The 25,968-nt window shown below is 49.2% G+C and carries 12 protein-coding genes; 3 read left to right on the forward strand and 9 right to left on the reverse strand.

Annotation, left to right across the window (positions count from 1 at the left end; genetic code table 11):
• The first annotated feature begins 31 nt into the window (after window positions 1-31).
• The 3 genes from H3H32_RS30600 to H3H32_RS30610 all read left to right on the forward strand — a co-directional run bounded on the left by H3H32_RS30600 (window position 32) and on the right by H3H32_RS30610 (window position 7,886).
• A complete protein-coding gene (locus H3H32_RS30600) occupies window positions 32-5,086 on the forward strand; it encodes a hypothetical protein (protein ID WP_182459539.1) in 5,055 nt (1,684 codons plus the stop codon).
• 88 nt (window positions 5,087-5,174) lie between these two features.
• Window positions 5,175-6,110, forward strand: a complete 936-nt coding sequence (locus H3H32_RS30605; RefSeq protein ID WP_182459540.1) for a CPBP family intramembrane glutamic endopeptidase — start codon at window positions 5,175-5,177, stop codon at window positions 6,108-6,110.
• A gap of 60 nt (window positions 6,111-6,170) precedes the next feature.
• Complete coding sequence (locus tag H3H32_RS30610; RefSeq protein ID WP_182459541.1) at window positions 6,171-7,886, forward strand: GMC oxidoreductase; 1,716 nt, start codon at window positions 6,171-6,173, stop codon at window positions 7,884-7,886.
• 145 nt (window positions 7,887-8,031) lie between these two features.
• Here the strand turns inward: H3H32_RS30610 and H3H32_RS30615 are convergent, their stop codons facing one another.
• The 9 genes from H3H32_RS30615 to H3H32_RS30655 form a co-directional block, all read right to left on the reverse strand.
• Window positions 8,032-10,311 carry an FAD-dependent oxidoreductase gene (locus tag H3H32_RS30615; RefSeq protein WP_182459542.1) on the reverse strand — a complete coding sequence of 760 codons (2,280 nt, stop codon included), beginning with the start codon at window positions 10,309-10,311 and terminating at the stop codon, window positions 8,032-8,034.
• Window positions 10,286-12,349 carry a glycoside hydrolase family 2 protein gene (locus H3H32_RS30620; protein WP_182459543.1) on the reverse strand — a complete coding sequence of 688 codons (2,064 nt, stop codon included), beginning with the start codon at window positions 12,347-12,349 and terminating at the stop codon, window positions 10,286-10,288. The genes H3H32_RS30615 and H3H32_RS30620 overlap by 26 nt, the downstream gene beginning before the upstream one ends.
• Before the next feature lie 3 nt (window positions 12,350-12,352).
• Window positions 12,353-14,080, reverse strand: coding sequence for a sodium:solute symporter family protein (locus H3H32_RS30625; RefSeq protein ID WP_182459544.1), 1,728 nt, complete (start codon window positions 14,078-14,080; stop codon window positions 12,353-12,355).
• Window positions 14,081-14,174: 94 nt separating this feature from the next.
• Window positions 14,175-16,763: a glycoside hydrolase family protein gene (locus tag H3H32_RS30630; RefSeq protein WP_182459545.1), complete on the reverse strand. Its 2,589-nt coding sequence runs from the start codon at window positions 16,761-16,763 to the stop codon at window positions 14,175-14,177.
• Between the two features lie 81 nt (window positions 16,764-16,844).
• Window positions 16,845-17,849 carry an FAD:protein FMN transferase gene (locus tag H3H32_RS30635; protein ID WP_182459546.1) on the reverse strand — a complete coding sequence of 335 codons (1,005 nt, stop codon included), beginning with the start codon at window positions 17,847-17,849 and terminating at the stop codon, window positions 16,845-16,847.
• A 127-nt stretch (window positions 17,850-17,976) separates the two neighbouring features.
• Complete coding sequence (locus tag H3H32_RS30640; RefSeq protein ID WP_182459547.1) at window positions 17,977-19,782, reverse strand: FAD-dependent oxidoreductase; 1,806 nt, start codon at window positions 19,780-19,782, stop codon at window positions 17,977-17,979.
• Window positions 19,783-19,887: 105 nt separating this feature from the next.
• Window positions 19,888-20,997 carry a hypothetical protein gene (locus tag H3H32_RS30645; protein ID WP_182459548.1) on the reverse strand — a complete coding sequence of 370 codons (1,110 nt, stop codon included), beginning with the start codon at window positions 20,995-20,997 and terminating at the stop codon, window positions 19,888-19,890.
• 156 nt (window positions 20,998-21,153) lie between these two features.
• Complete coding sequence (locus H3H32_RS30650; RefSeq protein WP_182459549.1) at window positions 21,154-22,629, reverse strand: RagB/SusD family nutrient uptake outer membrane protein; 1,476 nt, start codon at window positions 22,627-22,629, stop codon at window positions 21,154-21,156.
• Between the two features lie 97 nt (window positions 22,630-22,726).
• Window positions 22,727-25,771, reverse strand: a complete 3,045-nt coding sequence (locus H3H32_RS30655; RefSeq protein ID WP_182459550.1) for a SusC/RagA family TonB-linked outer membrane protein — start codon at window positions 25,769-25,771, stop codon at window positions 22,727-22,729.
• Between the last annotated feature and the right edge of the window lie 197 nt (window positions 25,772-25,968).

Here is a 25,968-nt window from a genome sequence, read left to right on the forward strand (position 1 = left end):
CGGGTAATCGAACGGCAGTCAGTTGCTGGATATGAATCGTATTTATTATAGCCTGATAGTAACCCTGACTACCCTGACCGTTTCGTTCGGTCAGGCAGTTCGGCTTTCCGATAAGCCGGATCAGTTCATGGCCGATGTGCAAAAACTAATGGCAACCGGTGGACCAGTTGCTGTACGGGCCGGAACAAACTTACAGGCACTCTGGTCCGAAAACCGACTGTCGGCACAACAACAGGAGCGGGTGATGGTATTGAGCCGAAAAATGAATCAGAAGCGGCTTCCAGCAGCTACGCATTTCGCCCCTTTTTATGAATCGCTTTATCTGACAACTCAGCAACAACCCGCTACGAATGTTGATGGATTGCTGACAATTGCCGAAAAGCTATTCGACGCGAATGACCCCAAAGCATTTGCCCGAAGCCTCGAAACAACCCGGCGATTCATGGAGCGGCATGAACTCTATGCCAGCAATTACAACAAACTCTACGCGCTTGGGGGAACATTTCAGCTGCGCTATATTGAAGCCCTGCAACCGGCTAAGCCGGGAGCTGTTCAGACACCGGCAGATTCAATTGCCGCTGCTAAAGCTGCCGCCGATCGGTCGCGGTTCGATGGATGGGATACCCCCGCTACTGCCGATTCTACTCAACCACGTCAATTGGGGGCGCAATACGTTCCGCAGCGTCGGCCAATTCCTTCGGTTTCAGGGCCAGTTATTACGTTGAAAGATGTAACGCTGGCGATTGTAGCGAATGGCGATTCGGCAATTTTGGCGAACACGAGTGGCGATATGATGCTTAAAGATGGTATCCTGGTCGGCCAGGGTGGTAAGTTTACCTGGGCCACCGCCGGACGGCCTGACATTTTCGTAACGCTAAGCGAGTATTCGCTCACGACCATGAACCCGCGCTTGCAGGCCGATGATGTTACCTTGACCTACGGACCTGCCAAGCCAATAAAGGGTGTATTTGAATACGTCAGTAAGAAGAAAGGCGGACCTGTTACCTATCCACGCTTCATGTCGTGGCAGAACGACGTTAAACTGCCTGACCTTGGTCCAGATATCGACTATCGTGGTGGATTAGCTTTATCGGGCACGCAGATGGTTGGTGCATCGGCCAGCGGACAACCGGCCCAACTAACAGTTAAGTATAACGGAAAACCAGCCTTCAAAGCAACTAGCCGCCGATTCGATTTCAACATGAGCGACACGACGGCTGTCGATTCAACGCAGGCAGGACTAACGCAATCGGGTTTTAATACCACCGAACCGGCAAAACCGGCTACTTCTACAAAAAGCGTGTCGCGCCCAACCATTTCTGCTGCATCAGCCTCATTTATTGGCTATGTAGATGCCGATTCAATTACGCATCCATCAGTAATGTTGCGGTACGACAAAAAGCAGCGCATCGCCTGGCTTGATCGTGAACAACGTACCGATTTCGCCCGCGTTCCTTATTCCGATTCGTACCATAAATTTTACATACTGCCCGAAGTTGTTCGTTGGGACTTACCTCGCCGAAAAGTTGACTTCTATCAGGTTGGAGCGAAACGAGAGGTTCCTGTGCGTTTCGAGTCGTACGATTATTTTCAGCCGCAGCGCTATGCCGATCTGACCGTTGACTATGGATTCCACCCTTTGCAAATCGTAGCGAATTTCGTCTCGACCAAAAAGCAACAGACCTTCTACGATGACGATATTACCCAGTTTGCTAAAAATGTTAACGCAACATCGTTACGAGGTTCGTTGAATCGGATGGTGCTGGAAGGCTATATCACGCGAAACCCAACTACCCAAGAGATGCGATTGAGCCGAAAAGGTGCATTGTATGTGTTGGCCTACGCAAAGAAAAGCGACTACGATAACTTCCAGGTGCAATCGGTCTTTGCCTCAAATGATAGTATCAAGAATGCCAGTATTAATCTTGACGATAAAATTCTGACCATTCGGGGAGTTAATCGCTTTACCATATCAGATTCGCTAAAAGTATTTGGCTTCCCATCTGATAAAGTATTAAGGATTGGCAAAGGGCGCGATTTCACGCTCAACGGCCAGCTTAAGGCGGGAACGCTGCGCTACGCCGGTCGCGACTTAAAGTTTAATTACGATAAGTTCTCGATGAATCTCAATAAGATTGACTCCATTACCTTCTCGTCGCAAAAGCTGGCGGCACAGGGGAAAGAGGGCGAAATTGGGGGTGATATCAAATACGAGAATCCAGGAACGGTTTATCTGGCTAGTGCCGATAACAAATCGGGCCAGGTGGCGGGCAAGAAGACTACTCAACGATTGGTAATGCCCGAAGGGATGACGGTGTATTTTAACCAACCTGTGCGAGGAAACATCACGTACAATCAGAAAGTCTATTTCAAGATTCCAGCCATCGACAACGACAGCATCGGAAAAGGCGATATTTCCTTCATGGGAACTTTCTATTCCGACGGCATTTTTCCGCCCTTCAAGGCCCAGCTAGTAACTATGCCTGATAATACCCTCGGCTTTGTTCACAAGGCTCCGCCAACGGGTTATCCGGTGTATGCTGGCAAGAAAGGTACAACACCCTCAACAGTAAAATTCACGGGTGAGGTGGTTATGGACAAGAGCGGGCTTCGTTCTGAAGGTGTGCTAAGTCATATGACGGCCAGCCTGAACACGACGGGTATTCTATTCATGACCGACTCGCTGCTCGCTTCTGGCGAAAAAGGTGAAATTAAGGAAAGTCTGGTTGGGAAGGCCGGGGGTACGGCCGCCTATTTTCCGCAGGTTCAGGTAAACAACTTCAGCCTGAAGTGGTGGCCCAAGGCTGATAGTATGGTCATTACCACCCAGAAAAATAACTTCAATCTCTACAACGCAACGACTAATCTGGAAGGTGGACTGGTGTTACGTTCGTCGGGATTGTTCGGGAACGGAACCCTGCGTCGGAAGGACTCGGAGACCGTTTCAAACGGCATTAAGTTCAATAAAGAGGGTTTTGTCGCAAGTAATGCTCAGTTTAAGATCATATCGGCAACGGAAACCCCCGGAGCCCAACTCGGTAAACCTATTCTACTGGGAAGAGATGTCGATGTGGATTTCAATCAGGTAAAAGGAATTGTTGGCTTAGCGATCAATAATAAGAAGGAAACGATTGGCGATACGGTGCAGGCTAGTATGGAGTTCCCATTTGCTGCCTATAAAACCAGCATTAACCGGGCTCAGTGGAACGTAAATGCCAAGACTATTGCCATGAAAGGTGATGTAAAAACATCAACCTTTACTGCTACTGCCGAGGAGCAGGAAGGCCTGACATTCAAGGCGTCGGCGGCTTTGTATGATGTTGAAAAGCGAACCCTGAACATTAGTGGTGTGCCTTACATTGCCTCAGCCGATGCCCGTATTTTCCCCGACAAGGGTCTGGTGTCGATCCGACGTAATGGTGAAATGCTGGCACTGAAAAATGCCAAACTCGAATTAGACACAATCAGTCTATTTCACCGACTTAAAAACGGGAATATCCAAATTCTTTCCCGGACTCGTTTTGCGGGCGATGCCACGTACCAGTTTGCTACGGCAAAAGGCGATACGGCGAGTATCAAAATGGGTAGTTTTGAGTTGAAAGAAGCCCCTGCCGTGGCGTCTGCTTCGTTAACCGCCGATGCCAAGAAAGCCCCCAAGGGTCGCCGTTCGGCGGCTGCTAAGCCAGTAACCACCTATTTCACGGTGGCTCGGGCCGAAGTAGATGAAGACGATAATCTGCAACTGGCACCAAAAATGTTGTTTAAGGGCACCATTGCCATGCAGGCCCCTTCGCGCGATCTGGCCATGGATGGATTTATTAAGCCAGCGTTGAAAAAACGGCAGGATCTGATTGGCGGCTGGATTCCGTTCAAAGAAAAAGTTGCTGAACGACTCGAAATTAAAGTCGATAAAAACCTAAAGAATGAAGGAGCCCAGCAACTGGTAGCCGGAATTCATTTCCGGGCGGATGGCTCTGGTTTGTACCCAACCTTCCTGTCGCCCAAAGAGGATTTGAGAGATACGGATCTCTTTTCGGCCTCGGGGATCATGCGGTACGATGAAAAGGATAAAGTATATCGAATAGCGTCGAAAGGCAACGAACCGACAACCAGTCAATCGGAAGCCGCAACGCCTACAACCGACAGTACAAAAACCGATGGTGCCAAACCTGACAGCACAGCTTTTGTTGCTGCGGTAGAAGATGAGGTTGAAAACGCGTTTACGTTCAACGATGCGCGCGGGGTTATGACTTTCAAAGGCAAACTGAATCTTCTGAATGCCGCTCCGCACGAATACCTGTTATCGGCTGGCTCTGCCCGTATTAATATTGATAGTAGCCTGTATCGATTTAATACGCTACTAGCTTTTGCCTTCCCGGTTCCTGATCCAATTAATGGCCTTATCTCCGATAAACTCGTTAAGGCAAATCAGGAGGAGAAAAATGACGAAGCGGCTGATGACGACCTGAATCGCCTTTCGGATAAGTTGCTGCCGTTGATTGGCTTACAGGCGGTGGAGACCTATCGTATAAAAGCCCAGAACCAACACGTACCACTCAGCCAGGCATCGCCCAAGTTGAATGCAATGCTTGTGTTGGCCAATGCGAACTTACGTTGGTCTACGAAGTATAATGCCTTTTACAGCACTGGCCGACTTGGCGTGTCGAACATGATGGCGACAGATATTAACGCTCAGATGGACGGCTTTGTCGAAATCAGGAAAACAGCGAACGGTGATGAAACGAGTATCTATCTGGAGTCGTCGCCCGAGGTATGGGTGTTTTATGATTATAAACCAGGCAATTCGCCAACGGCTTTGGGCCAATTGGCTATCATTACGTCAGAACAGGATATTAATGATCGCTTGATCGCAGGCTCTAAAAACTCCGCCAAAGCTACCCTCGAAGTAGTGCCCGCCACAGTCGATGAAAAAACGCTCTTCGTCGATCGTTACCTCGATCAGTACAAAACCAAAGCCAAACCTGCTCCAAAACCGAAACTACAGCCGGGTCAGAAGGTCGTAAAAGAAGAGAAGAAGAAAGAGGAAAAGAAAAAAGACAAAGAATCGGAGAAAGAAGGATTTTAGCGTTTTTTGTCATTCCGACGAAGGAGGAATCCCAAGCTTGATTAATACGAAACTTGAGATTCCTCCTGACGTCGGAATGACAAAAAATATGAAAGTCCTCTGGCAAGACCTACGCAACCACCTTCGAATAGACTTTCGGCCTGATCTTTATTTGGCCACTGCTGTCTGGGCTTCATTGCTTCTCGCAGCTAATTTCTATTTTGATATAGAAGACGCTTACATCGACTCGTTTCAGGGCAAACCAATCTGGCCGGTTCTCTATTTCTGTCTATACGCAACGGCCTACTATGTCAGCGTCTGGCTGTGGACGCATTTCCATCATCGACCTGATATTTGGCGAAGCCGGGATTTCTGGCTTCGTAGCGGGGTTGCGCTGATTTCCTATTCGATTTATGCTGGTTTTTACGCACACAGCGAGTGGAGCCGGAAACTGTTTGATGGACAGATTTATGTGTTTGCGTATTACTGTCTGCACAACCTGCAATCAGTCTTGACAATTGTTTTGCCCCTATTTCTTTTCTATAAGTTCGTCGATCCATACGCAAGCAGTTTCTATGGAATGGCTCCGAAACGAAAGGGCCTGGCACTCTATGCAGCTATGCTGGCACTGATGATTCCGCTGATTACGCTGGCGTCGTTTCAGCCGGATTTTCTGCAATCGTACCCAACCTATCATGATACCAACGCGAATGAGTTTTTCGGCGTACCTGAGTGGGTAACGGCGCTGGTCTATGAACTCTGTTATGGCTGGGATTTTGTGCCGACTGAACTCCTTTTTCGGGGATTCCTCGTGATTGGTATGAGTCGAGTATTAGGGCATGGAGCCGTGTTGCCGATGGTTGTCTGGTATTGTGCTATCCACTTTGGTCGGCCACTAGGAGAGGCTGTTTCTTCGTTATTCGGCGGGTACTTACTTGGCGTTTTGGCGCTAAGCACCCGAAGTATCTGGGGTGGATTACTTATTCACATCGGCATCGCCTGGGGCATGGAAATTGCCGCTTTCCTACAAAAAGCGACTCATTAAGTCTGTAAAAAAACTCTGCGTTCTTTGCGCTTATCATTGCGCCCTTTGCGTTTTAAAAAGATGAACAATATATCTATTCCGCCCGGTAAGAAATTCGATGCCATTGTTGTTGGCTCAGGCATTAGCGGAGGGTGGTCGGCTAAGGAACTTTGTGAAAAAGGGCTCAACGTACTGCTTCTCGAACGAGGACGGATGGTTGAGCATGTCAAAGATTACCATACGGCTACCATGAATCCGTGGGATTTCCCGCACCATAATCAGGCCATGCCGCTTGACTTACTGAAAAAGTACCCAGTCCAAAACCGAACAGGGTTCTCGATTACCGAAGCGACGCACCAGTACTTTGTCAATGACCTGGAAAATCCCTACGTCGAAGAAAAGCCGTTTGACTGGATTCGCGGCTATCAGGTAGGGGGGAAGTCGTTGATGTGGGGGCGCTATTCGTTTCGATTCTCTGATCTTGATTTTGAAGCGAATGCCAAAGAAGGCATTGCCACCGACTGGCCCATCAGGTATAAAGACATCGCGCCCTGGTACGACTACGTCGAGAAATTTGCCGGAATTGCCGGGAATCGCGATGGATTGCCACACCTGCCCGATGGTCAATTTCAACCTGCCATGCCTGACAACTGCATGGAGGCCCATCTTCGAAAAACGGTAAATGAAAAATTCCCTGATCGGAAGGTGATTTCGGCACGGGCGGCTCATTTGACGGCACCGACGCAGGAGCAGATGAATCTGGGACGGGCCAAGTGTCAATACCGAAACTTGTGTATGCGCGGCTGTCCGTATGGTGCGTATTTCAGTACGCAATCGGCCACTTTACCCGCTGCTCGCCGAACCAAACGGCTGACCGTTCGGCCGCATTCCATTGTCAATTCAATTATCTATGATGAAAAGACGGGTCGGGCGACAGGGGTTCGGGTCATTGATGAGCAAACCCACCAATGGCATGAGTTTCAGGCCAGTATTATTTTTCTGAATGCGTCGGCGCTGGGTTCTACGTATATTTTGATGAATTCCAAGTCGAAGCGCTTTCCGAATGGTATGGACGATAGTGGGCAACTGGGCCGCAATCTGATGGATCACCATTTCCATGTGGGTGCCCACGCCGATTATGACCACGATTTAGATAAATACTACTACGGTCGGCACCCGGCAGGACTCTACATTCCGCGCTTCCGAAATCTACCGAATCAGGAGAAACAGGCTTTCAAACGAGGCTACGGCTTTGAGGTATACACAAACCGTGAGAACTGGGATCATGCCTACCATGAAGAAGGTTTTGGCGCTGATTTTAAGGAAAAAGCGACGCAATTTGGCACCTGGAAAATTACCCTCGATGCCTTCGGCGAATGTATGCCTTACGAAGATAATCGGGTTTATCTGACCGATGAAATCAAGGATAAATGGGGCCAGCCCGTCCTGAAAATGGACGTTCATTATCGGGAAAACGAAACTCTCATGCGGAAGGATGCTCATGATCAGGCCATTCAAATGCTGGAAAAATCGGGGTTCTCGAACATAAAAGGTTTCGACAGTCAGGCGCATCCGGGTCTAAGCATTCATGAAATGGGCACGGCTCGCATGGGAACCAGCCCGAAGAACTCAGTCTTTAACAAATTCAATCAGCACCACGTTGTCAAAAACGTATTCTGTACGGATGGGGCTGCCATGACCTCGTCGCCTTGTCAGAATCCATCGTTAACCTATATGGCGCTCTCCGCCCGAGCGGCAGACTATGCGGCAAAAGAGTTGAAACGGGGGGATTTATAACTTATTTGATCGTGTTTTTTTGTCATTCTGACGAAGGAAGAATCTTCACGTTTACTTGTTTGAGAGTGGAGATACGTTAAGATTCTTCCTTCGTCAGAATGACAAAAGCTCTTTGATTAACTATTTTCAAAAGTGTAAACTAGCTCTAGCTGTAACACCGAACTTCCATCAGCGATGCCGGCGCTAACCCGTCTTTTTTCTTCAAATGGATTGTTAAGCTACTCGTTTCGATCGGTTGCTCGAATCGGATGGTATTGCTGCTCTGGTGATTATGCGCCTGATGATAGATACGTTCCTGCTGGTCGTTACAGACAACGTACTCTTGCACGCAGAACGGGCCGACGGTTTCTGGATGAATCATAATGACCGTTTCCAGTGGGTGGTCAAAATCAGTGTCGAACCGTAATTCCACGCGGCTAATTTTTTGTCGGGTAGGCCAGTTTATAGTTAAGGTTGGGTTCGCGTCCCGAACATCGGCTACCCAGGCATTCGGCTGATTGGTTGGCCGTTGAACTCCATTTCGAACGTTTGCCGGGCTAAACAACCGAATACCGGGTTGAATTCTTAGGGCAATATTATGTCCAGCAGGCCGACGTTCGGGGCACCAGAACTCGAACGTGTCGACGCCAATGTCTTCTGTCGGCTCCTGTTTCCCATAATTCGAAACCGCCGGATTGATTTTATTAAAGACCGACAAAATGCCCGTAATGCGCAACTGGCTGTATTGCAGCTGGATGTGTTCATTTTTCATGAACATGACAAATACGTACTGAGCCTCCGAAAGCTGACTAGTAAAATCCAGATGGACCTCTTGTTTGCCTTTGCGAATCGGGATGCTCACCGTTTCCAGCGTTACATCAGGCGTATGGTTAAACGGCTTGCTGCTGCGTCGCAATTCGACTATTAGCGTTGTATCCTGATCGGCGGTTACGAAGGCAGTTATCTGTGGGACAGGACCAACCGGTAAAGGCAACATCTGGGCGGCTGAAGAGGTCAGTGGGAGCAAAGGGCCATCGGGTGGCAACTCACTAAGTACAAATTCGCTGGACGTTGACAATTTTGCCTGTTGGGCAAGGTCATTTTCGTCCTTAAGCTCAATACCCGGAATGTGCTGGCCCGCTTTCAGTAATTCCTGTTGTAACACATGCATGTGTATAGGCTCCGTGAGGTCTCGTGGAAGCAGGTGATTATTCGTCGCAACGGCAGCGGCCATGCCAACAGCCTGCGCAACGTGTGCACCCGTAGCCATCACCCGAGACGAACCGAAAGCTACGTGTGAAGCACTGATGATACGTCCGGCCAGGAAAAGGTTCGATACGTTATGGCTATACAGGCACCGATACGGAATCTGATAAATACCCTTGCTGTGCCACTGATTACAACCCGGTTTCTCCGAAAAAATACCATCGGCGGGATGCAAATCAATCGACCAACCGCCAAAAGCCACGGCATCAGGATGCGTTCGTTGCTCAACAACGTCCTGTTGAGTCAGCATGTAATCCCCCTCAAATCGGCGACTTTCCCGCTTGCCGGGAATCTGCCCAACCCATTCGAGCGTCATGGTTTCGGATTCAGGAAACTGGCCGGAATTCTTGATGTAATTCCAGACGCCATACACGACTTTCCAGAGTTCCCACTTGATGGTTTCAGTATCATGGACCGTGTCTAAGCGGCCCCCATACTCAATCCACCAGAGTTGACAGCCATATTCCTGGGCGTTAAAGCGTTTATAGCGCGGTATTTGGGTAATATCATCCAGCGCATAAGCTGGCGGAACAAACCGAACCGGGCGGCCAGTGTCTTTGGTGTAGAAGTAGAGGGAATGACCAAGCAGTTCACCATACTCTTCGGTGGGAGCAAATTTTTCTCCAAACTCCTCCTGCCGTTCGGCTCCCATTCGAAAGGCAGCCCCCGCCTGAAAGCCAACAATGCCATCACCCGAGGCATCGCAGAAGAGGGGCGCTACCAGATCATAGGCTGTGCTGTTTTGGCTGCAAAAGGCCTTGATACCGCTAATTGTCTCGGGGTTCGATTTCTCGACTTCATAGACTACGGTGTTTAACAGTAGCGTGATGTTCGGCTCCAGGACCACCTTTTCCAACAAGATCGTATCGAAAATCAATGGATTTCCTTCAGGATTGCGGTACAGGTTTTCGAGCAGTAATTCGTCGATCACCCCGCCTTCGCGTGCCCAGCGGTTGTTGTTGCCCATGTGTGAGGTAGCCCCTAATACCCACAGCCGAACCTCGGACGATGAGTTGCCCCCTAACACGGGTCGATCCTGTACCAGCACTACCCGGATGCCCGCCCGGGCAGCCGTAATGGCGCAGCAAACGCCCGACAGGCCTCCGCCAACAACAATCAGGTCGGCATCATGGCGAATGGTTTTCAGCGTTCGTTTATCGGCTGCTTGTTCGCGTATCATTCGTTAAATCAATCGTTTGGATGAGAATAGAAAAACCGGTCGGCTTCATAATTTCCACAGATAATGTTTTGTCGAAACCACGTACCGGAATGCTTAGATCGGCCTGTTGGCCAGGTTGAAGGTCAGGGATAGGAATGGTTCGGGTGTCAGTTTTTAGGGAGTAATTTTTAAGGGCATAAGCTGGGAAATCCTTTCGGGCTGTGATGCGCAGTTTTAAGGTATGCACGCCTTCGCTACCGGTTTCCCAACTGATTTTCTCAATGGTGACGGGAGCCATACCGGCTTGGTGAGCCAGATAGAGGGGACGTTTGGAGCGGTCCCAGCGGACCAATCCCCACGGGCGAGTGCCATCGGCATTGGTGCCATGATGGCGACTCAGATAATCGTTAAACGACCACCAGGAAGCCCCAATCACATAAGGCAATTGCCGGACGTCGGCGAGAAACTTTTCGATATGGGTAACCTGACCAGCCTCGCCATCTTTACCATCAGCGCGCGTGCCGTATTCACTAATAAAAATTGGTTTGTCAGGATAGAGAGAATGGATGTGTTTCAATACGTTTGTGTGATTACCATAGGTGTTGGTCGAAATGAAATCACAATATTGACTGGCCTCATCTTCAGGCTTTTTGGGTAATGTATTTAAGCGCATCGACGCGAAGGTGTACAGCCGTGTTGGGTCGAGTTCACGAGCATAGGCGATCATGTCTTTCGTCCAGCGTTGCCCGGCGGGTTGTTCGGAGAGGTATTCATTGCCTACGCTATAGGCAATGATGCAGGGGTGATTCCAGTCGCGCTCGGCCATTTCGCGAAACTGCTGCCGGAATTTCGTGCGGATCGTATCATTGTCCATCTGCCTCGGCGTCAGCTGCCAGTTTCCAGCTTCGCTGATAATCAGCATCCCGTTGCGGTCGGCCCAGTCGTAGATGGTTTCAGAAGGCGTGTAGTGGGTTAGTCGGTGAAGCTCCATGCCCGCTTCTTTCATCAGGCGCATATCTTTTTCAACCAGCCAGTCGGGTTCCAGCGAACCCAGGCCGGGATGATCGACAACACGATTACCCCCTGCTACTTTAATCGGCTGCCCATTCAGCAGTAATTGGGCATTCCGAACTTCCACTTTGCGAATGCCGAAATGGGTTTGGACGGTGTCGGTAGCCGTACTAACCTGGACCTCGTATAAGGTAGGCTGGTCGAGGCTCCACAGTTTTACGTCGGCTGCTTTCAGAGAGGTTTCTGCCTCCAAAACGGCTGTTTGGTTCGCGGCTACATTACCGGACGTTTGTTTCCAGACAAGCGTAATGGGTTTGCCATTTTGCTCCACTCGAAACGCCAGTTTTGGTGTAATGGATTGCCCACTCGCATTACGAATCCGGGTTTTGATTTTTAACATAGCCGTGCCTTTTGCAAGGTCCGGTACCGCGTCAATTTTTACGTTCTCTGCATAAACTTCAGGCTCGACGGTTATGTAAATAGGTCTAATCAAGCCACCGTAGTTTATCCAGCCTGGAAAGGGGTCATTAGGTTCATTGTTGTCTTTACCACCGGGTACCGTGCCCACTCCCCAGGTATTATTGTTTACTGAAATAGCAATCGTGTTATCTGAACCATCGGTTTGTTTCGTCTTTACATAGCTGGTTATGTCGAACTGAAAAGGGGTGTAGCCACCTTCGTGCGTACCCACTTTCTGGTTGTTGATCCAGATGGTTGTCTCGTAATATGAAGCGTCGAGATGGAGGATTACCCGTTTGCCCGAAGTTGGTTTCCAGGGGAAAGTCCGGCGGTACCAGACTGTTCCGGTATAAAACTGATAACGGGGATCAACCGAGAAACAGTGAGGAACCGTTACTTTATCCCAGCGGCCTAGTGGTGCATCTTCCCGATACCAATTCGCCTTTTCGCCAACTGCCTGAGGGTCCATCGCAAACGACCATTGCCCATGGAGTGGAATGGCTTTCGGGTCGCGAATGGTGTACTGGGCGAAGGTGGGAAACGTCAGTCCTACCAGTAATAATAGTATGTTGAATTTTGTATGTTGCATTGATTAAGGATTCGTAGTGATGAATTTCTCGCTTTGGTGTGATTCTGCCGTCAACTGAACTCGCTGGGAAGCCCTATAAGGAATTAAGGCTGCCAGCAGAACCACCCCACCGAGACAGGCCGTAATCCCTCCGCCCACGCTGGCAAATGTGCTTAACCCGCCTAGCATGAATGCAGTGAAGACTAAGGAACCAGCAATAACCTGTAACCCAAACCGATTCTGTTTTCGTATCGCCAACGCTTCTTCGGGCGACTCGGCTTGTGCATCGTCCCGTTTTTGCTGGCGGGCAATCAGATACTGATAGTACTCACTGGCCGTTACGTCTTTCGAGCGTGCCCACAACTCGTAACCTAGCAGAATCAGTAGGGGAAGTCCCACGCCAATGATGGTTTCCGTTCCTCGGGTTAGCTTAAAATGGAATAGGAGAGGAGTCAGTATCTTAAAGAACAGATTGACGGTTAGGCCGATACCTGTTACCCAAAGCGTTGCCCGGCTGGTAAGTCGTTTGGAGAATAAAGCCCATAAGGGAGGAGCCAGCAGTGGCCCGCCCGAAATAGAGGAGATACTCAGCACCACTTCGACAATGCCACCGGCTGCGGGTACCATCAACGCAATTCCGATCATCCCTAATCCAAAGACCCAGGATGAACCCCGAGCCACGCGAATCAGCTTTTTGTCGGAAGCCGCCGGATTGATGAGCCCTTTGTAAATATCATTCGTAAAAACAGCAGATACGACATTCAGAGCTGTATTCGCACTGGCCGACGTTGAGAAATACATACCCGTTAGCATCAGTCCCAGAAGACCCGGCGGCAGTACGAGTTTACAAATCATGAGATAGGCATTTTCGGTATCCAGTCCGGTTAGGGATGGATTGATGGCCTTATAAATCATGGGGGGCATCATCCAGATAACGGGGCTGATGAGATACAGCCCCGCAAATAGAAACGCCACTTTGCGCGCCGATTTCGGACTATCGACGCTGGTGTAGCGTTGCACAAACGTCCAGTTTCCACCGATGTAGCAGATATGATAAATGACAAAGGCTGCTATAAAACCGAAGGTATATTCGCCGTTGAGGAGATTGAAAAAATCGTCGGGTACTGCTTTGACGAATCCATCCAGCCCGCCCACTTTGTCCAGCGAAAGCGGCAACAGAATAAACACGGCTGCTGATAGTACTACGAACTGCAATATATCTGTAACCATGACGGCCCACAAACCCCCAACCGCCGTGTAAGCAATCATGAAAAAGCCTAACCCGATTGTGCAGGGTACGAGCGGTAAATTCAATGACGAGCTAACCAGCTTGGCTACCGGATAAAGTACCGAGCCTTTAATGAAGAGCGAGACCAGTGTAAAAATGAAGATGTACGCCTTCTGAACGGTCGTTCCCAAACGGGCACGGATGAATTCAGCAGCCGTCAAAGCACCCGTTTGTTTCCAGCGGGGAGCCAGATAGAGTCCAGTTACCAGCGCACCGATGCACATGGTCCACTGAATGGTAATGGCCACCCAGCCGTGTTTATAGGCGATGGAGCCCCAGGCCACGAACGTGCCCGCCGAGAAGAAGCTCATAAACAACGACAAGCCGCCAATAAACCAAGGCACGGCCTCCCCACCTGCAAAGAAGGACTTTAGGTTCCGGCCCGTTCGGGCGAACAACATCCCGATTCCCAGCACAAAGGCAGAGAAAATGACGATGACGGCGGTATCAATGGTTGTATTCATAGTGTCTTAGTTCTGTTTTCGACAGGATTTACAGGATGAACAGGATTTTATTTGCAGGCGCTAATCCTGTTCATCCTGTAATCCTGTCGAAAAATTACTGTAAATCAATCTCCAGCACACTTTGTCCAAAACCCGGTAAATCAATCGAGATGGCATCGGGAGCAACCGTTTCGTTGGTAGGCAGCCACTTGGCGCTGGCAATGTTCTTTTTCAAGACTGACGGGTTGATTTGTATTTTGGATTTCGTTGACTGAGCCCGATTGTTTTGCAAAACGACATACAGCTTTTTCTGATCGGCAGATCGTGCCAGGATGTAGTCGATAACGGGGCTATCGGGTTGGACTAACCCTTCCTGAATCAATAAGGTGGCGGGTTGCCCGTAAATCATACCCGCCTTGAAGCCGTACGTTTGGTGTGGACCAACTTTAGGCGTTACAAATCCGCGTGGAAAGGTCACCTTTCCTATTGATCGTAATTCTGCTTCGGCCATCAGGTAGTCGGTTAGCCAGCCAATTTGCCACCAGGCATGGTGTGGGTAAGGGCCAGCCCCTCGATTCATGGCTTGCCAGTAATAAGACGCAACGCTGGTTTTTGGATCGACGAACGCATCTCGCCCAATAGCACCCGCGCGGGCCATATCGGCAAAAATTGGCTCCTTGGTTAAGCCATACATGCGAATGAACAGACCAGCGTGGCTGCACAACTGGATAGGACCGTGCCGCGTTGCCGAACCGAAAATGCCGCCGTGTTCAAAACTCAACCCTGTCTGACTAATCTCCCAATCTTCGCGGGGAGTACCATTCACACTCTTTTGTTGATGGCTGGCAATTGGATGCGTGTAGATAGAAGAGGTATATACTTTGGCAGCTGTAATGGCAGCCGTTTTGTAACGAGCATCGTGAGTCAGATCATACAAATCCAGCAGCGCCTGCGCCGACTGGCCGGTTGCGAAATCGGGAGCATACCGAGCGTCGCCACACACACCCAGATAGCTGCCCGTTTCGATGGCGTTTTTCAGAAACCAGTCAGCCCCTTTGCGGGCGGCAGCGAGGTACTTAGGGTCTTTCAGAATGCGGTAGGCAACGATCAGTCCGTAGAAGGTTGGACGTACATCCAGAATGTCTTTGAAGATTTCCTTTTCTGTATGGCGGTCATAGGCGACGGCCCAACTACCATCCGGTTTCTGCCAGGTTAGTAGCCGATCCGCACCGAACCGAAGCCGTTCTTTGAGTTCAGTACTGTTTGGCTCGAACAACAGCATATTACCAATGTCGAGCATGGTGTAATAGGTGAGGCCAATGGGTTCGACCACCTCGCCCCACTCTTCGACAAATTTTTTCTTTTTCGCCAGATAATATTGTCCCTCAGGCGCACCCTTGAAAAAGCTGTTTCCGGTTTCCTGCTGGGCGAGTTTGAAATTCTCGGCGTAGGGCAACACATTCTGGGTGAGCAAGGGGTCTTTCGTCGCGTTGGCCAGCATCCACATCGCGCCATAATCGGAGTTTTTCATAGCGTCTTTGTCGGAGCCAACCACACCACCGAGATATGACTGCGCCCCGATTTTCTTGCCCTCAAATTCCTCAATGTTCCATAACGAGGTTTTCGAGTCGGTCAGGTAATGGTGCATTTTTTCGATCCGGTCAGTCAGCGATTGTTTGCTTTGCCGCAACCCTAATGTTTCTTTGAAGCGATACACATCATACACGGCGTGATTCAGCGCCTTGAACCAGTCGCCATCGGTAAGGCTGTATCGGAAGGTATAGCTAATTGGTTCGCCCGCTTTTAACGCCGACTTGGGTTCACCTAAAACAGGATAATAAAGCGTTGGCGAAAGCTGGGCTTTGCGATTCATATGCGACAGCCCAATGTTCCAGTCGATTTGTGTGATTTTGTCGTTCGCCCAGGGATCACGCGCCAAACCCGGTTCAGGAATGACAGCGATTGTAACCCCATTTTTGGTAGTAATCATCGGGCTAAGCGTACTGGCGCATCGCTCACGATAGATGACGGGTAGTGTCGGAATGCCATGTCCGTAGGCGTAGGCCAGCGCAAAATTTGGCTGAAACTTATTTCCCTGAAAATAGCCCGGCACGGTTGCCCAAGCTAAGTTCTGTTCAGAAATAGTCGTGAGCGTTGGGCTGGCGAGAGAGAAATAGCCCGCTTTTTTTGGCGTTATCGTCTGTTTAACAACAATATCTGATGCGAATGTTGGGTCTAGCATCCACTCAGAAACAATCGTAGCCATTTCGGTTTCCTGCCGGAACACTATACTGTTTTTGGTTATCTGGTCTGCTTTCTGTGGGAAAAAGTGAATGGCCTGTCCCGCTTTGTTCAGTGAAACCGGATTCGTACTTTCGGCCCACTGCACTTGCTGGTAATGGTATTTCTCGCTTGGGAAAATAGCCCCGGTAAGATCTCTAAACGTTGTATCGGGCTTGTCAGATGGTTTTTCGGCTGCATAGAGCAAGGTGTTTTCGCCAGAAGGCGTCCCGACGGTTAGCCAGCGTTCACCTTTCTTCACTTGAATTTGTTTGCCTTCAAAGCCTCGGGCTGTTTTCGCCCAGATTAAGCGAATCCGGTCGTTAGCCAATTGGGGTGAAACAGTCTGTCCATTGACAGAGCGTAAGCTTCCAAAGGCACTTAGCGTCAGCAGATAGGCAGCAACTACTAGTTTATTTTTCATGTCAGGTTTTTAAGCTAATGGACAATGGATAATCGGAGCCGCCAGTTATCCATTACTCATTTTACATTATCCATTTACTGGCTATTGCTCTTTTTTCAATCCCTCAGTAACGAATGTCTTTGATTCACCATCCTCCCCGGTGTAAACAATGTATACATCCAGGTCTTTTCTGGCGGACAGAAAGTGCTTGGTTGCTTCCAGCCCCATCACAAAAAATGCCGTGTCATAGCCATCAGCCGTAATCGCATCCGGTGCGAAAACCGTTACGCTTAACACCGAACTCTGTTCCATTAGACCCGTTTTGGGATTGATGATGTGGCTAAATGTCTGGCCGTTCGATTCGAAATGGTTCCGGTAGTTTCCGGCGGTTGTCATCGCCCGATTTACCAGTTTCATCGTCGTCAGCATTTTTCCAGGTTGAAGTGGATTTTCAATCCCGATTGTCCAGTCTTGCTTTTCGCCTTTCTTCCCTTTGGTGCGAATTTCTCCGCCAATTTCTACCATGTATCGGTCAATCCCCTTGCTTTCCAGAAACTCCGACAACACATCGACCGAGTAGCCCTGCGCAATGCCGTTGAAATCCAGACGTATATTTTTCTTTAGCTTCCGAATGGACACAGAGTCAAATGAAATTTTCTGAAAACCAACTAATTGTAGTAACGAGTCACTGTTTACCGGCTCTACTAATCGTATTTTTTTAGGTCCAAATCCGTACGCTTCGACCAGCGGCATGACTGTTGGATCAAAAGCTCCCTTTGTTTCTCGAAATACCTCTTCCGATTTTTTTAGAACCGGATAGAAATAAGGCCGTTCAAACCGGTGCCTCTCCGAACGATTAAACCGAGAAATCTCGGAGTCCGGCAAATAAGTCGACAGGCATTTGTCAATCGTTATCAGGACCGAATCAATTTCCTTTTTGAGATTGCGTTGCCGCTCATCCCGGTATTTTATGTGATACGTTGTCCCCTGCGCTTCTCCATCCAGATTGATCATTGGCAGGTCTGTGGCCGAGGGTAAATTGCTCGGAGACAATACCGCAAAGAGCGGATAGATTATCAATGCACTATAAACTAAGCCTTCTATCATGTCAATTGACGTTTTTCGTCATTCCGACCTTAGGAGGAATCTCAAGCTTGACTATTTGGAGACTTGAGATTCCTCCTAAGGTCGAAATGACAAAAACTTAGTTTATCGTGTAATCAATAGGTTATACTCAAGGCTTGCTACTCGCAGTTGGTTCATCTTTGATGATCGCCATAAATTCCGGCAGGTGTTCCTGATAGACTCCCCGTGGTGTCGTGCTGTATTTTTTCGCCATGTAAGCCGCAAAGCCAACCACTTCCCCCATCATACCGCAGGTACGCATGACGCGCGTACTGCCAAACGCAACGTGTGTGGTGCTGATGTTACGACCCGCCATAAACAGGTTGGAAATATTCTTTGAATACAGACAGCGGTATGGAATCGTGTACGGTGCCACTTTGATGTGTTTGGTTCCGGCAAAAAACTCCTGACCCTCAAAGTACTTGCTGTTCTTGGGGTCCGGAAAATGGAGATCAATAGTCCAGGTGGCCGTAACGGTTCCATCTGGATACTGTTTGCCTTCCTGAATATCCATCTGATTCAGAATATGATCGCCAAGTAATCGCCGGGATTCGCGTTTGCCGCCGATGTAGGCCACCCAGGCGAGTTCACGTTTGGCATATTTTTCATGCTTATTCTTTTTCAGATATGACCAGTTGCCATAAATGGCCCGCAGGTTATGATCGCGGATTTTCTCGGCGTCGGTGATGGTGTTGTAATTCCCAAAACCGGTTTCCCACTGCCAGTCAGAGCGGGCTTCGTCAATGTGATATTCATCCGAAAAAGGCAGCGCCCAGGGTACTTCGGGAAATGACGAAGCGGTATCACGCTCCAGCGATGCCCATAAATTGGAGGTGCCCAGCGTAAAATCATCCGATTTGTCATTAGCCAACGATTCACCCGTTTCGGCTTTACTCTCGCGACCAAACCGGTAGTCGGCACCAATCAGATAGCCTAGTGTTCCGTCGCCGGTACAATCGGCAAAATAGGTGCCTTCGAAGCGGGTTTCCTTGTTAGTGGCAATATCCCGGCCCACAACAGCGGTCACTTTATCCTTCTCTTTTTCGGCTTTATACACGTGAGTATTCAAAAACAGCTTAATGTTCCGTTCGGCTTTCACGATGGCAATTTTACGGGCATCGCCGTACTCGTTGCCGTTCGGGTTTCCATTGCCCGGATCGCCGTTGTCCATTTCCCGAACGATACGTCCGAGTTTAGGATAATGATTCTGGTCGGTTTCTCCGCGAAGGTGCACCCGAACCTCCGAACTATTATTCCCTCCCAACAAGGGGCGATCCTGAATCAGAGCCACTTTTAAACCCATGCGAGCGGCTGAAAGTGCGGCACAGGTGCCAGCAATACCTCCTCCTACAACGACCAGATCGAACTGACCCGCATTGGCCGTTGCACCGGTCAGATTGAGTAATTTATTCCGAAAAGCGGTCAGTTCATCTAGCTTATTAGGCGGAGTGAATTTGGGTGCATTGGTAAACAGAATGGCATCACAGCGGCCGTTGAAGCCAGTCAGATCGTGCAGCGCCAGAGTGGTCTGATCATTTTTAATATCGACTTCTCCGCCGTTGTACCATTTCCATTCGTCCGAACCGCTTTCGCCGAAGACAATCTTTACCGGCTGATTATCAACGACCACCTGAAATTTTCCGGGGCCTTTCGGAAAAGGTGCCCAGTCTTTAGTACGTACCCAGAGTTGGTATTTGCCTTTTTTAGGAAAGCTCACGGTCGTTGTCGCATCTTTTACCGGACGTCCCATACCGTGAGCCATCATGTAGGAGGAACCGATAACAACAAAGGATTGCTGATCGATGACCCAGCCGCCTTTATTCTGAAACGACTCCGTCTCGACGAAAACCTGATCCTGGGCCGCCAGTGGCAGAGCGAACAGCAGGAAGAGTAGAAGTTGATAAATTGATTTCATCTCATTTTTGATTTTTGGAACGCTGATTATTATGATGCTTATGATTAGTTATGATCTAATTTTATAAATCCCTTGAAATCAGATTTAATCTTAATAATCTGCGTTCTATCGTTTGTTTTTAAAGGCGTTCATCTTCGCCAAAACGGCAGGTTTTTTTGGGTGAAAAGACGTTAGGACTCGGTTGATCTCCGTGGCATATTCCTGATTGGACGTATCCAACTGATTTGCCATCGTTAGCAGAGCTTTTTCGGATAGTTTGGGTTGGGAGGCCAGCAAATTGATCATCAGCGTAAACTGCTCCCGGTTGGCGTTAACCATTGCCTTCGCCGTTGCTTCGGCCAGTGAAGGCTGAAAGGGGATTTGTGCCAGCTTTTTGAGAATCGCGATTTGCAAGGGATAACTCGTTGATTGGTAGGTCTCCCAAAGCCAGACTTGCCGCGCATTGCTGGCGAAAAAGGGATTGCTAATTTTTTGCAAGGCCGCTCGGGCTGTAAAAACGTTTTTCCCCCGAATGATTTGCAGCATATCGGGCGTGAACGATTCGGTTATGCTTCCTGCTTTATCGACCACTTTGTCCATTGCCCAGTATTGATAATGGTAATTGCTACTGGTCAGGAAACGATGTAATAGGTCGTCTGTCCGATACGATTCCGTTATCTTCTGCATTTCATCGGCCACCTTTCCGTGAGCGATGTGCCAAAGCGTGTAACAGGTATACACCGCGCCGTCGATCACCTCATTTTTGACGGTTTTCAATGTAGCACCCGCCTTAGCATCTACAGAATCCGCCAAGTTTTCGGTGCCTTTTCCGACCAAATCTTCCATGGCTACATCTTTCAACAACGAGTTCGTATTGTCCAGAATATCCCGCAGCTTATCGTAGTCTTCCTGCTTGAATTCCCGGTGATCCATTTTGGTCAGCACTTCGCCCGGCGGTAAATCGTAGCGCGTGTAATTGCCCAAAAGATCCCAATAGAAATTGATATAGACCGGTTTACACTCACCTGTCAGGCAAACAGGCGTAAACACATTTCGGAAGAAATAAGCTGGCTGATCCCGTTCATCGAAAGCCAGCTTGAGCGTATAAGACGTCGTATCGTTCTCGACGATAGTAAACTCCCGTATTTTCTCCGACTTTCTAACAAGACCTCCTGGTCGTTCCGAGAAGCCGGAAAGAGTAAGGAGGATTAGTAGAAAAGTCGTTGAGCGGATCATTTTTGAATGAGGTCTTCCTCTGCTTTTAATCTAGTATCAAGGAGGCTCATTTTTGTCATCCCGACGTTAGGAGGGATCTCAAGCTTGGCTATTACGCAACTTGACCGGGCCGCCGGAGCGGATCCTTCCTAACGTCGGGATGACAAAAAAGGCCTCTTACTTCCAATCTGAGTTTTGCTCCAGCTTCGGATTTGCATTCAGTTCATCCTGCGGAATCGGGAAATACTTGTTCTTCGCCGTTACGTTTCGGACTGGATAAACGGTGTTGACAGCCTTCGGAATAACCGTCAGGTATTTGCCCGTACGGGTGAGGTCGTACCAGCGGTCGCCTTCGGCGAAAAACTCCCAGGCTCGTTCCTGAAGAACAGCGTCGATGAAAGCATCTTTGCTAAGACCCGTTTGTAAATCAGCTAGACCGGCCCGTTTGCGAATGGTGTTGACGTAACCATAGGCTACCGTTGTAGCACCGTTCAAGCGAGCTTCGGCTTCGGCGGCAATCAGGTACATATCGGCCAGACGGAGAATCGGTATGTTCGGAATCAAACCAATCGTTGAAACCGGGTCCTGGTATTTCTTGATCAATACACCGTCGGTTGTAATGGGCGTAATGCTCTTCTGGGGAATAGTTTTGCCATTTTTATCTACGTAGGTCGTGTCGAGCAACAGTCGGCGCTTGTCCTGCGGGTTGAATGAATTGTAGAACGACTGATAGGCGAACATCGAACCGAAGGTCGTTTTGCCGTATTCGGGTCCGGCGCTGGCAGGGGGGCCACACAGACCCGTCAACTGGTGCGACCGACCCGGCGAAACCGGGTCAACCTCATAGGCCCACATATTCTCGACGCGAGCTGCATCTTCCTGGTCGTATTTATACACATTGCGGACATCCGGCATCAGCGAGTATTTGCCCGATGTGATCACCGCCTGCGCTTTTTCTAGTGCTTTGGCCCAATCTTCGTTATACAAAGCCGCTTTTGCGTACAATGCATTCACCACTTCTTTCGACGGACGGCCTTTATCAACCGCCGGATACGATGGTAAACCAGCGTTAAACGCCTGATCTAAATCGGCATAAATCTGCTTGTAAACATCGGCTTTAGGGCTTTTGCCAACAATAGCATCCGTTTGTGAATAGCTGGGTGTGGTTTTGATAACGACATCGCCGAAGTTTTTGGTAAGCATCCAGAGGTAGAATGCCCGCAGGTAATAGGCTTCGCCGATGATCTGCTTTTTGCGGGTTTCGTCCATCACTGCTGCCGGAACTTTGGCAATGATCCAGTTGGCTTTCTCGATGCCGTCGTAACCCGATGTCCAGATTTGCTGAGGGGCTTCATTAACCCGTGAATTACTCTTTTGCGTCGTGTAGTTTACGTCGTAGGTAAAGAGCGTCAATGTATTCCGGCCTACCACACCACGCGGGTAGGTCTGATCGTCACTAAAGTCAGCGATCAGGGTTCCGGCCGGACCGCTGTACATATCCGCGAACGGATCGTAAGCCGCAATGAGCCCTTTCTCCGCATCGGCGGCCGTTTTGTAAAAGGCTTCGGTGTAAATGGACGAATAAATGGTTTCGTCCAACTGGCAGGAAGCCAGACCAAAGGCAACTAGTATAGGAATGAGTATCTTTTTCATGAGATCAGTCAATGATTGAATTGTCGAATGATTGACTGATTGAATTGTTGGAGCACTTAACCCATTCAACAATTCAATCACTCAGTCATTCAATCGTTTAGAATGTTACCTGAAGACCGCCCAGGAATGATTTAGCTTGTGGATACACCAGATTGTCGATACCAATGGCGGTATTTGAACCGGCGTAGGTATTCACTTCCGGATCGAAACCGCTGTATTTCGTGATCGTAAACAGGTTGTTGGTACTCACGTACACTCGTATTTGCTGAAGTCCTTTGATGCGGGGTAGTGTGTAGCCCAGCGTCAGGTTCTTGCACCGCAGGTACGAACCATCTTCAACTACCTGACTCGTCACGGGCAGACGACCGGCCTGAAAACCACTCACGTATTGATTGCTCGGATTGGTGGCTGACCATCGGTTAGCAAGTCCTGCCAACTGATTCCGTTGCCCCAATGGCATTTCAAACGACAGGCGGGCAGCATTGTAAATGTCATTACCCTGTGAACCCGACAGGAACATGCTCAGATCAAAGCCTTTGAAGGACAGGTTGGTCGAAAATCCATAAATGAATTTCGGATTTGGATTGCCGGTAATCACCTGATCGGCAGCCGAAATAGTACCGTCGCCGTTGATGTCTTTCACTTTCAAGCCACCCAAACGACCGTCGTAGCCGGGCAGAATTGACTCACCTGTCTGGTTGATGCCGTCGTAAACATAGGTCTTGAAAACGCCGAGTGGCTGGCCAACTTTCAATATTGAATAAGCTGTAATGAACCGTTCCTGCGTAGTGCCGCCATCCAGATCCAGCACCTTATTCCGGTTCATGGTCAGGTTACCAGAAACACTCCATTTCAGTGGGCCTTCCAGTATCCGGGCATTTACGGCGAACTCCAGCCCCTTGTTTTCCAGGGAGGCAAAGTTGCCGGTAATCGTGCCGTAGCCCGAACTCAATGGCAGGCCTTTCACGTACAGTAAGTCTTTCGTGCTTTTGTGGTACGCATCCACAATGATGCTGATGCGGTTATTGAGTAAACCAATGTCAAGGCCGATATCCGCCTGAGCCGATTTTTCCCAACGTAAATCGGGGTTGGCAATGCCTGATGGGTTAATGCCAATCATGTAGGTGTGATTAATGTTGTAATCACTGCCAGGGTTAGGAGCCGAGACCGTTGCCAGCGATTGATACGGGTTAAGGCCACCGGCATTTCCGGTAATACCGTAACTACCCCGCAGTTTCAAATCCGAAAGCCAGGAAATGTTCTTGGCAAATGGTTCCTCGATGATCCGCCAGGCGGCCGAAACGGCCGGAAACAGACCATACTTGTGGTTGGCTCCGAATTTGCTCGACCCATCGACCCGAGCGGTCAAGTCCAGGAAGTATTTGTCTTTATATCCATAATTGATCCGGGCCAGGTACGAATCCAGACGCGTGCGGCTTCGGCTGCTGGTAACCGTACGGGTTAGGGCCAGTTGCAGAGCTTCGTTTTGAGTAGCATCGTTCGGGAAGCCTGTAGCGTTGATTTGGTTGGAGTTATTGTCTTCCGACTGGGAAGCCACAACAGCCGTCGCTTTAAACGAATGATGCTGGTTGAAGATCGTGCTATACGTCAGGATACTTTCGTGGAGCAACGCCAGCCCGTTGGTATTCACTTTAAACCCAGAACCTGAATTGTCATTCAAATCTGCCTTATTAACAATTGACCGGGGCGAATACCCATCGCGCAGGCTGCTTTGCAGGTCCACGTTGAATGATGCCCGGTACGTCAACCCTTTCAGAATACTAAAGTCAGCGTATAAATTGACAAGCGTCCGCTTTATAGCGTTCCGGTTCAGGACGCTGGCAAAGTTCAGCGGATTGGTAACTTCCCGATATTGACCACCGGCCTGCTCACCAAATGGGAAAAGCGTTCCGTCGGCACGGTAAGGAACCAGTGTTGGTGGTGCGCCAATGGCCGCGCCGAGGATAGAAGCCGTTACAACGCCTGCATCGCCAATCGTTTCAGAACCTGTCGTAACCCCCGAGTTAATCGCGTAACTGCCTAAGAGACTGGTTCCTACTTTCAGTAGTTTACTCACCCGGTGGTCAACATTCAGTCGGTAGGAGTAGCGTTTGAAGGCCGAGTTGATAATAATACCGTCTTGATTGAAATAGTTAGCCGAAAGGGCCACCTGGGTTTTTTCGTTGCCACCGTTAATCGACAACTGGTGGTTTTGGATGGGTGCCTGACGGAAAATGAGACTTTGCCAGTTCGTGCCTTCGCCCAACGATGCCGGATCGGGATAGAAATTATTTTTGAACACCTCGTTTTCCAACTGGGCAAACTGAGCCGCGTTCAAAACAGGTAAGGTTTTATTGACTTTCTGGACGCCGTAATAGCTATCGAATGTCACACGAGTAGCACCCGTTTTACCCCGTTTGGTCGTAATCAGCACAACGCCGTTAGCCGCCCGAGAGCCGTAGATGGCTGATGCCGAGGCATCTTTCAGGATTTCCACCGACTCAATATCGTTCGGATTGATAGTTGACAATGGACTAACATCATTGATGCCACCGCTATTGGAAATCTGGATACCATCCACAACATACAGCGGTTCAGAACTCCCGTTGATCGAGTTTGTGCCCCGAATCCGGACACTGATATTACCACCCGGTGCTCCCGTATTCTGGCTTACCTGAACCCCGGCAACCCGCGATTGTAAGCCTTGTGCCACGTTGGCTACTGGCGTTTGTACCAGGTCAGCGGCTTTCACCGAAGCAATGGAGCCGGTGGTTTCAATCTTACGCTGAGTTCCGTAACCAACCACAACCACTTCGTTCAGTGACCGGTCGTCGGCTTTTAAGCTGACGTCGATGGTGCTCCGATTGGCAATCTCCACATCCTGCGATACATAGCCAATAAAGGAGAAGGTTAATGTAGCCGCATTGGCTGGCACGTTTAGCGTGTATTGACCATCCGCATTGGTGGTAGTTCCTTGCGAGGTTCCTTTCACAAGGACGTTAACACCGGGAAGCCCTCCGTTGGTTGTGGCATCGGTAATACGCCCTGTCAGGGTACGAGTTGACTGTGCCTGACTCACCAACGTGATTAGCAGTAGACAAACCAGCCCGATCATGCTTCGTAATAGTAGAATAGATTTCATAAGTAAAGCAGCACTACTGCCCGATCGATTTAGGAATGGTTAAAAATTAAAAAAGTACAAAATTATTTCAGGTGGTGATTGATAAGATCTATTTGTGTCAAAAAAGTGATCCTAGTATTACTTGTTCTGGAAATAGCATGAATAGATGACTTTTTTGAATACTTATTCGATGTTAACCCTGAGTAGTGATTCTGCAA

The organism is Spirosoma foliorum (assembly GCF_014117325.1).
In the GTDB taxonomy this organism is placed as follows: domain Bacteria; phylum Bacteroidota; class Bacteroidia; order Cytophagales; family Spirosomataceae; genus Spirosoma; species Spirosoma foliorum.

Excerpts from the sequence above, each read along its gene's own strand:
- H3H32_RS30600 (WP_182459539.1), top strand. The coding sequence starts at position 32 with ATGAATCGTATTTATTATAGCCTGATAGTAACCCTGACTACCCTGACC.
- H3H32_RS30605 (WP_182459540.1), top strand. The coding sequence starts at position 5,175 with ATGAAAGTCCTCTGGCAAGACCTACGCAACCACCTTCGAATAGACTTT.
- H3H32_RS30610 (WP_182459541.1), top strand. The coding sequence starts at position 6,171 with ATGAACAATATATCTATTCCGCCCGGTAAGAAATTCGATGCCATTGTT.
- H3H32_RS30615 (WP_182459542.1), bottom strand. The coding sequence starts at position 10,311 with ATGATACGCGAACAAGCAGCCGATAAACGAACGCTGAAAACCATTCGC.
- H3H32_RS30620 (WP_182459543.1), bottom strand. The coding sequence starts at position 12,349 with ATGCAACATACAAAATTCAACATACTATTATTACTGGTAGGACTGACG.
- H3H32_RS30625 (WP_182459544.1), bottom strand. The coding sequence starts at position 14,080 with ATGAATACAACCATTGATACCGCCGTCATCGTCATTTTCTCTGCCTTT.
- H3H32_RS30630 (WP_182459545.1), bottom strand. The coding sequence starts at position 16,763 with ATGAAAAATAAACTAGTAGTTGCTGCCTATCTGCTGACGCTAAGTGCC.
- H3H32_RS30635 (WP_182459546.1), bottom strand. The coding sequence starts at position 17,849 with ATGATAGAAGGCTTAGTTTATAGTGCATTGATAATCTATCCGCTCTTT.
- H3H32_RS30640 (WP_182459547.1), bottom strand. The coding sequence starts at position 19,782 with ATGAAATCAATTTATCAACTTCTACTCTTCCTGCTGTTCGCTCTGCCA.
- H3H32_RS30645 (WP_182459548.1), bottom strand. The coding sequence starts at position 20,997 with ATGATCCGCTCAACGACTTTTCTACTAATCCTCCTTACTCTTTCCGGC.
- H3H32_RS30650 (WP_182459549.1), bottom strand. The coding sequence starts at position 22,629 with ATGAAAAAGATACTCATTCCTATACTAGTTGCCTTTGGTCTGGCTTCC.
- H3H32_RS30655 (WP_182459550.1), bottom strand. The coding sequence starts at position 25,771 with ATGAAATCTATTCTACTATTACGAAGCATGATCGGGCTGGTTTGTCTA.